The 7824-nt window shown below is 41.8% G+C and carries 10 protein-coding genes; 3 read left to right on the top strand and 7 right to left on the bottom strand.

Annotated features, from left to right (window positions below):
- Nucleotides 1–134 precede the first annotated feature (134 nt).
- Nucleotides 135–1640, top strand: a complete 1506-nt coding sequence (locus tag ABF638_RS35805; protein ID WP_435027517.1) for an FAD-dependent oxidoreductase — start codon at nt 135–137, stop codon at nt 1638–1640.
- A 28-nt stretch (nt 1641–1668) separates the two neighbouring features.
- On the opposite strand, the gene ABF638_RS35800 is transcribed toward ABF638_RS35805, so the two are convergent.
- Nucleotides 1669–2904, bottom strand: a complete 1236-nt coding sequence (locus ABF638_RS35800) for an AIPR family protein (RefSeq protein ID WP_435027516.1) — start codon at nt 2902–2904, stop codon at nt 1669–1671.
- A 289-nt stretch (nt 2905–3193) separates the two neighbouring features.
- Between ABF638_RS35800 and ABF638_RS35795 the strand changes: the two genes are divergently transcribed.
- The gene (locus ABF638_RS35795; RefSeq protein ID WP_109012796.1) at nt 3194–3781 is read left to right on the top strand and encodes a Uma2 family endonuclease; all 588 of its coding nucleotides are present in this window, start codon (nt 3194–3196) and stop codon (nt 3779–3781) included.
- Between the two features lie 830 nt (nt 3782–4611).
- On the opposite strand, the gene ABF638_RS35790 is transcribed toward ABF638_RS35795, so the two are convergent.
- From ABF638_RS35790 to ABF638_RS35775, 4 genes are all read right to left on the bottom strand, one after another.
- Nucleotides 4612–4806, bottom strand: coding sequence for an IS110 family transposase (locus ABF638_RS35790; RefSeq protein ID WP_435027515.1), 195 nt, complete (start codon nt 4804–4806; stop codon nt 4612–4614).
- A gap of 96 nt (nt 4807–4902) precedes the next feature.
- Nucleotides 4903–5133, bottom strand: coding sequence for a hypothetical protein (locus tag ABF638_RS35785; protein WP_435027514.1), 231 nt, complete (start codon nt 5131–5133; stop codon nt 4903–4905).
- A 126-nt stretch (nt 5134–5259) separates the two neighbouring features.
- Nucleotides 5260–5463, bottom strand: a complete 204-nt coding sequence (locus ABF638_RS35780) for a hypothetical protein (protein WP_435027513.1) — start codon at nt 5461–5463, stop codon at nt 5260–5262.
- A 17-nt stretch (nt 5464–5480) separates the two neighbouring features.
- Nucleotides 5481–6152: a Coq4 family protein gene (locus ABF638_RS35775; RefSeq protein WP_435027512.1), complete on the bottom strand. Its 672-nt coding sequence runs from the start codon at nt 6150–6152 to the stop codon at nt 5481–5483.
- 98 nt (nt 6153–6250) lie between these two features.
- Between ABF638_RS35775 and ABF638_RS35770 the strand changes: the two genes are divergently transcribed.
- Entirely contained in the window at nt 6251–6883 is a 633-nt protein-coding gene (locus tag ABF638_RS35770; protein ID WP_435027511.1) for a TetR/AcrR family transcriptional regulator, read from the top strand.
- Nucleotides 6884–6961: 78 nt separating this feature from the next.
- Here the strand turns inward: ABF638_RS35770 and ABF638_RS35765 are convergent, their stop codons facing one another.
- Both ABF638_RS35765 and ABF638_RS35760 read right to left on the bottom strand, forming a co-directional pair.
- Nucleotides 6962–7264 (bottom strand): hypothetical protein, encoded by a 303-nt coding sequence (locus ABF638_RS35765; protein ID WP_435027510.1) that lies wholly within the window; start codon nt 7262–7264, stop codon nt 6962–6964.
- A 31-nt stretch (nt 7265–7295) separates the two neighbouring features.
- Entirely contained in the window at nt 7296–7667 is a 372-nt protein-coding gene (locus ABF638_RS35760) for a hypothetical protein (RefSeq protein ID WP_420762095.1), read from the bottom strand.
- Nucleotides 7668–7824: the final 157 nt, after the last annotated feature.

Here is a 7824-nt window from a genome sequence, read left to right as displayed (position 1 = left end):
TTTAACATATTTTGGGCTGTTTTTATCGGATTTTTCTTAACATTCAACACTTTTGATTACAGTCTGACCTTTATTTTGAAGGCTAACTCTGTAATCAAAGAATTGGATTTATCGAACACTATCAAGGGAAAAATATGCCTAATATATCAGGAAAGCACATTTCTTACTGGATTGACTCGACACTCACAGCTAATTTTCCCCCACTTAGCAATAATCTATCTGTGGATGTTGCAATTGTCGGTGCAGGTATTGCGGGAATCACTGCTGCAACATTACTTAAACGCGCAGGTAAAACCGTTGCTGTAATTGAATTGCAACAAATATCTACTGGTGTTAGCGGTCATACTACAGCCAAAGTTACTTCACTTCACCAATTGATTTATGCGGATTTGATTAAAAATCATGGTGAAAAAAAGGCACAGATATATGCACAGTCAAACCAAGCAGCATTAGAGTTCATTGCTAAAACAGTTACCGAACAACAAATCGACTGTGATTTTAGTCGTCAAAGTGCCTATACTTTCGCAGAAACTGAAGATCATCTCAAGGACATTGAAAAAGAGGTAGAAGCAGCACTGAAAATCGGACTACCCGCCACATTTGTTCGTGAAACTTCCTTGCCCTTTCCTATTGTTGGTGCTGTTAAGTTTGACAACCAAGCACAATTTCACTCTCGCAAATACCTCTTACACCTGATCAAGCAGATTCCTGGTAATGGAAGTTACGTATTTGAAAATACAAGAGTACTGAAGGTCGATGAAGATAATCTTTGTCAAGTTACTACTGACAAGGGAATTATTCAGGCACAGGATGTCATAGTTGCAACTAATATTCCCATTACCGATGAAGGATTATTCTTTGCTAAAACTTACCCCAAACGTTCTTACATCATCGGTGCGCGGATTGCAGAGCAGAAAGCACCTGTGGGAATGTACATCGGTTCAGGAGAAAAATACTACTCTATTCGGACTACTCCTGACAAGAATGGCTTATTGCTACTTGTTGGTGGCGGCGGTCATCAAGTGGGAGCAGTGGAGAATACTGAAGAGAAATATCTAGATTTAGAAAATTATGCCCGTTCTCGCTTTGATATCGATTCCATTGACTATCGTTGGTCTACCCAGGATTTTGTATCTTTTGACCAAATACCTTATGTAGGAAAATTAACTCCTCTAAGCAAGCATACCTTTGTGGCGACTGGATTTAGTCTGTGGGGCATGACTCAAGGAACCTTGTCTGGAATGATACTTTCAGACCAGATTTTAGCCATTGAAAATCCTGCGGCTGATTTGTATGATTCAACCCGCGCCACTCCTTTTCTCACTCCACAAGGTATCAAGCAAAACTTGGAAGTTGGCGCTCATTGGGTAGGCGATCGCCTCAAGGGATTGAATCAATCTCTGCAAGATGTGGCCATCGGTGAAGGAAAGCTAGCCACTGTCGATGGTGATAAAGTTGCCGCTTACCGAGATCAAACAGGAGAAATACACGCTGTTTCTGCGGTATGTTCTCACTTGGGTTGTGTTGTTGCTTGGAACAGTGCCGAGAAAAGTTGGGACTGTCCCTGTCATGGTTCACGTTTCAGTTGCAAGGGGGAAGTTTTACACGGTCCGACAGTGAAAGATTTAAAGAAATTTTAGCTTTAACTATTGCCTATTAAGGGTTTCATCATTTATTACCTGCTTGCAAACGCCCTTTTTTACTTTCTGTCACCTTCGATTCTTCTTCCTTGCTGGAGTTAACCATTTTCATCAAGTGCTGATTTAGATAACTTTGCGCCGATATATAAAGACTTTCCCAAATCTCCTGGTTCCGACTGATTTTTGTACCGACTGTATTTCCTGCTGTTTTCTCCGATACCAAATACTTACGGAAATAGTTATTCCACAAGTGTTGCAGGAAATCTTCGGCAAATTCGTTAAAAGGAATAATCCATTTATAGTCCTTGTCTAGAAATACCCGATATGATGCGATTATCGGTAGTGCGAGGTCAGTTGGCGCACCAAACCCGAATGAATATTTACTGTCCGGCAACAACGTAGTTTTACGTATATCAATTGATGCTAGGTCGTTGGAACCCTTTCTTCTGGGGTTGCTGATATGTTCTTGGATTATTTCGTAGAGTCTTTGCTCTATCCATAGAGCATGAGTCAAGAGAGGCAAAAGTGCAGTTAATCTTTCCCTTTCCGTGTCTGTGATGTTAGATGGGGGACTCATCCCTGCTGGGTGTTTGGTTCGTTTATTGCCGTCGGGGTTGTATCTATTTCTATCGAGGCAGTTAATCAACTTCACCAAATGGTTCACATTACATTGGGCATTTCTGGGAGCGCCGCTTTGGTTTTGGTAATAAGCGATGCGGAATTTTCTATCTTCCTTCTGTTCTAACTGGGCTAAATACTGCTTAATGAATTTGTAATCACCCCTAGCGTTGACTTTGGAGCGAGAATCTACTGGCGTTGTCGTGTTGGAGGCCAAGGCTATATCCTTAGCCTCGTCTTCCGAGAGTCCAATGTGGATGGTAACTTTTACTCTGGCTTGACTTAAATTGTAGTTATAATTTTTCGCTTGCTCAAACCCTAATACTGTGTGGCCACCATTGATAATCCCATCACTACCTCCCTCGTTAGCTTCTAAAATCTCCAGTTCTAGTTCAGTTTTGTTCTTGACAGGTTTAGCAATATTAGCTGACAGAACTATTCCACTGTGGCGAGAGAAGAATTTTTCGGGTTCGGTCGTTAGTGAGTCGAAGACTTGTCTGTAGGTCGCACTTTTGCGGTTTGGTTCCCTGATATTGGGTTCTAGGGGTAGGTCTGTTGGAAACGAATCTACATGAGCAGTGGCGATGATGCAATTGGGGTTGGCTTGAAAATAGTTATCTATCTTGATGTTCCAAGTTTTGGGCATACAATATGTGCAATGTCAGGGGAATTTCTATGTTAACCAAAACTAGGGTGCAAGGTCTTGGGTGTAACACCACGAGGAGCTACCAAAAAACTGGACTGCAACCGATTGCCCTGTATGAAAAACTACGTTTTTTCGCAACTACAGTATAAGTTTGTCCTTGCAGAGAAATGCGCTCAGTCAACCAATTGTAGATTGTAGAAGGCAGATTGAAGATTGACTGCATGGACAACAGCGAATGGATACAGATGGTAAGCTAGAAAGTAGATAACAGTTAAATCGATGATGTCCCATGAACGTTGTCACACCAAAACGATTTACTATTGACGAATATCATCGGCTGATTGAACTGGAATTTCTAAAGGAGAGCGATCGCATCGAGTTGATTCGCGGAGAACTAATTCAGATGGTAGCCAAGGGCACACCTCATACAGTCTGCGGTTCTATCTTATGCCGCCAATTGGATCGGTTGTTGGGCGATCGTGCCGTGATTCGCGGACAAGATCCGATTACTTTGCCTTCGCAAAGTGAACCTGAACCAGATGTGGCGGTAGCACGTGGCAAAGACGAAGATTATCTCGCCCATCATCCCTATCCAGAAGATATTTTTTTAGTGATTGAGATTTCGGACTCAACCCTAGATTACGACCAAACAACAAAGTTAAAAATCTACGCAGAAGCCGCAATTTCTGATTATTGGATTGTCAACTTAAATGTTCGCCAACTTGAGCGTTATAGCCAACCCTATCAAAATGCTCAAGGTGAATTCAATTATCTCAGCAAGCAGATATCTTTACCACATCAGTCAGTAGCGATTCCTGGATTTGAAGATGTTTTATTAGACTTAAATCGGGTATTTCCCAAGGTTGTAAATGCCTAGAAATACGCATTTTCCCATTTCGCACCCAACAGTTGAAACGTTGCAATGCAGCGTCTCTTAAGAGCAAGCACAGAAGACCAATGAGATTAAGGATTGCTTTCATACAATGAGATAATTGTTGAATTGTTACATTAACAATCAAGTTTACTTTGGCTGTCTCCATACAAGGTTGTATTCCTTTTCAACAGCCAGGTTCTTGGCAACTTTTGGTGATCTCGCTTGTGGGAAGGCAGACGGCAGACGGCAGAAGGTTGGCTTGAAGGTTTTCCCGTGCAGTCAATCCGTCTGTATTTTCTGCCAAAAAGGGTTTAATATCCCCACATTCGTTTTGAATTTCAGTGGTCTGCAATTGGGTGGGGTCGGAATCCCCATCCAATTCCCTTCTGACTTGAAAATCAAACTTTGGCTAAAAACCAAGAAGGATATGTAGCTGAAGTCGTTCAATGACGACAGCCTAAACTGAAACATTAATTGTGGGTCTAACTTGCAACTGGAACAGGCTCAAGATTAACTTGATAACCAAGCTTTTCTAAGCGCAAAACCCAAGCGTTTCTTGACACTTTCCGGTCGTTGTTTGTCAAAATAATCAGCTCCTAAATCTTTATAAGGTTCTTGGCGCGATATCAGATGGTAGGCGATCGTTAAAATAGAATGTGCAACAGCAACAGCTGCGCGTTTTTTGCCTCTTCGCCCACTAATACGACGAAACTGAGCAGCAAGGTAAGTTTTAGTATGAGCTAGGGCATGAGCAGCTTGAACCAGAATTGTTCGTAAGGAACGATTGCCTTTACGGGTACTAGTTGAAAGCGTTTTCCCAGCAATGAACGTAGTTACGTAGTTACGTAGTTACCAGGAGCAACCCCAGCCCAAGCAACTAAATGTTCAGCACTTGGGAAACGGCTCATATCCATGCCGATTTCGGAGACAATAATCTCCGCAGTTCGACGTGCGATACCTGGTATAGTATCAATTAACTCTACGGCTTGCTCAAAAGGACGGCAGTATTCCTCAAGAAAGTTGATCAAAACATTTAATTGTTCCGTCTATGCTATCAATTTGACACAGTAGCTGTGCGAGAATAAATCGTTGATGAGGACGAACTCTACCTTCAAGTGCAAGAATCAGTAAATCATGCTTTTTTCGCATGGAACATTCGCCAAGTCCGCCATTAGTTCAGGACTAGCGCTACCTTCAACAATCGCAGCCAGCATTGCTCGTCCTGATACACCCATTACATCACTCTTCACTGAGGCAAGTTTAATGTTGGCAGCTTCAAGCACTTTTTGGACTCGATTCACGCCTCTTGACTCGTTCCTCAATGTACCCATTTGGGTGAAAGTGTGGATAAACATATTCCTTAGTCATTGACTGCGGTGAAAATCGCCCAGCGAACGCCCTTGCCTCGGGGTTCGGGATTGTCAAGAGTTAAAATTTGGCGGACTTAAGCAATTTAGTAGATGTTTGAGACTTGAGTCTTGTCAAGCCCAGAATTCGGGTTGAATCAGGTCACTGGCGAGTGCTATTAAACTAGCAAAATCAATCCGGCTCAAGAGTATCCACAATCGAACTTGGGCGCGGCAATGGTCGATACCTGTTAATCTAATGATGCGCCACAGAGTTATAAACAGCGGCAACCAAGGATAGGTCAAACGAATGATATGCCAAAAAAGTTTGCGCGACATCTCTATTCAACTTGCAATCAAACCGATATCAAGGCAAATTCACAGAAGTTAACTGGTTGGACATTTAATTCTGCACGCAATAGTACCACAGGCTTTTCCCAGAAATGTTCCCATTTTTGAGCAATCAAGGGTTTAGCCTTGTTGCCCATGTTCCATCCTTGTGAGATCGCCATCAGCAGAGGAGAGAGAAATTGCGGTCGCCATAGACTTACAGAAATTAGCGCGTTGGCAATCAACAAGCTTGCTAAGGGTAGTTGAAGTTGTGCCAAATAAAAAGCTTGTAAGCCAATTTCTCCAATTTCACTTGTATTAAATCCGGTTATGATGTGCCAAATATCATGGGTCTGCCGCCAGCGATTTTCTATGTAACTGCTATCAGAATTGCTCTTCATTTCTGGCTCTAGCGTTTTAAAGCTTAACTGTTTCATGTGGCTAGCATAGGTGTAGCCCAAGGAATCTGGAGGATATTGTAGTAAAGCTTCTAAATCATGTGTAGGAGCTATATAGCGTTCTGCTAAGATATCTGCTACTTCTGGAATTGTTTTCATACTTGCAACCGCTAGTTGAAAAGCACGACTATCGAGTAGACTATCGCTCAATTCCCAAACAGGTTTTAGATTACCGTTTTCATCTAACAAAAGCATGACGAAAGCTTTTATCCCTTTGAGTGTCTGAACAATGGATGGCATGATATGACCTGTTAAATACAGAATTCACCACAAACATGAACAATGTTCATTTTCAATATATGAACATTGCTCATGTTTGTCAATGATAATCTTGAAGGATGACAAAAGAATTTCACAAAGCCTCAACCATGCGACGGCAACCCAAGCAGGCACGTAGCCAAGAACGAGTTCATCACATTTTGGATGTGGCAGAGCAGCTTTTTATCGAACTTGGTTATGAGCAAACCACTACAAGAGCTATCGCCACACGTGCAGCAATTCCAGTTGGCTCGTTGTACCAATTTTTTCCAGACAAAGAGGCGCTTGTCCGGGCGCTTGCCAATCGCTACTTTGAACAGGAATATCAAATTTTTGTACAACTTCATACAGAGTTAGCAAAGGCTGATATTGCTACTTACGTTGAGCGCATGGTAAATGCGTTTGAAGATTTTGCACAGCAGCATCCTGGTTATCGAGCAGTATTAGGGCAGTTAATCGACTTGATGACAGTTACTGATGCCAGTAAGTTTAACGAATATGACCAACAGATATTAGTCGAACTGGCTGATTTCTTTTCACGGCGAAATCCTCTACTTGATGCTACTCAATCTCGACTGATTGCGACAACTGTAGTTAAAGTCTCTAATGAACTACTGTGGCTTTCATTCACGCGTGAGCCAATTGAGCGCAAACAACTGGTGAAGGAAACCAAAACCTTAATTACTGCCTATTTGCAAACATATCAAATTTAACTATAGGACTCATATTTGATTTCTGAAAAACCAAATTTGCTAGAAGCTTACCATACAAAGGTTTGTTTCTCAGTATACTTAGCAAGATTCAAGTACGATTCCTATATCTTGAACATCTCCAATACTTTCTCCCGCCTTTGTGATAGACGCTTTTACCTCTATGAAACCCAAAAGCTCTTCCTCAAACGCCGTCAAATACGGTCGCTTCAACTCTCCCAGATGTTTCAACACAGCACTTGGGGCATCTTCTAAATTCTTGTTTTCCCGTAACCTAATGATGCGATCACAAATCACCTGCATCTGCTGACATCCAGCAGGCAGGTAATCATAAGACTTGAGATGCTTCACCTCAACCGTCAATTCTCCATCCCAAGTTTTCACTGCAACCCAAGAAGGTTAAGTAACAACATTCTTAGTTGAGTCTACAGCTTGCAGTAAGTTCTACATTCAAGAAAGTTCCTGAGCGGGGTGTAATTAAACGCAACTGCTGGATAAAAGCATTAAATCTGGCATCAGTTATCCCGAAGCCAGCTTCCGCACAAGCAGATAAACCCCCTTCAATGGGAATAGGAGCGCCTTCTCTTGGGCTATATACAATAAATTTATCAACAGTACCAGTACCAACCGCAAACCCGATAACTTGGCGAACTGTTCGCAAAGCAGCATTATCTAGAGGGCCACCTATACTGCCAACACTGATATTAACAGCACGACTTTGGGCCAATGCTGGCGCACTGATCGACAATACTGCCCCGACAATCATTAAACAGGTGAACTTATTCATTTTCTTTCTTCACTCGACTTAAACTTGTGTATTTACAAAAACATCAACTCACTAACTAATATACGGACATTATCTGAAGATAATCATTTATTAAAACAGAGTTTAAGTAGCTAAACAAAATTAATTACATAATTTTTACCAAACTCTCGAAGAATCT

This window comes from Nostoc sp. CALU 1950 (assembly GCF_051172895.1).
In the GTDB taxonomy this organism is placed as follows: Bacteria; Cyanobacteriota; Cyanobacteriia; order Cyanobacteriales; family Nostocaceae; genus Nostoc; species Nostoc edaphicum_A.
Note: the sequence above shows the minus strand (reverse complement) of the source record. Positions and strands in the feature narration are given on the sequence as shown.

What these genes read in the sequence shown, in the direction of transcription:
- ABF638_RS35785 (WP_435027514.1), bottom strand. Translation starts at nt 5,133, where the DNA reads ATGTTTATCCACACTTTCACCCAAATGGGTACATTGAGGAACGAGTCA.
- ABF638_RS35795 (WP_109012796.1), top strand. Translation starts at nt 3,194, where the DNA reads ATGAACGTTGTCACACCAAAACGATTTACTATTGACGAATATCATCGG.
- ABF638_RS35775 (WP_435027512.1), bottom strand. Translation starts at nt 6,152, where the DNA reads ATGCCATCCATTGTTCAGACACTCAAAGGGATAAAAGCTTTCGTCATG.
- ABF638_RS35780 (WP_435027513.1), bottom strand. Translation starts at nt 5,463, where the DNA reads ATGTCGCGCAAACTTTTTTGGCATATCATTCGTTTGACCTATCCTTGG.
- ABF638_RS35770 (WP_435027511.1), top strand. Translation starts at nt 6,251, where the DNA reads ATGACAAAAGAATTTCACAAAGCCTCAACCATGCGACGGCAACCCAAG.
- ABF638_RS35760 (WP_420762095.1), bottom strand. Translation starts at nt 7,667, where the DNA reads ATGAATAAGTTCACCTGTTTAATGATTGTCGGGGCAGTATTGTCGATC.
- ABF638_RS35805 (WP_435027517.1), top strand. Translation starts at nt 135, where the DNA reads ATGCCTAATATATCAGGAAAGCACATTTCTTACTGGATTGACTCGACA.
- ABF638_RS35800 (WP_435027516.1), bottom strand. Translation starts at nt 2,904, where the DNA reads ATGCCCAAAACTTGGAACATCAAGATAGATAACTATTTTCAAGCCAAC.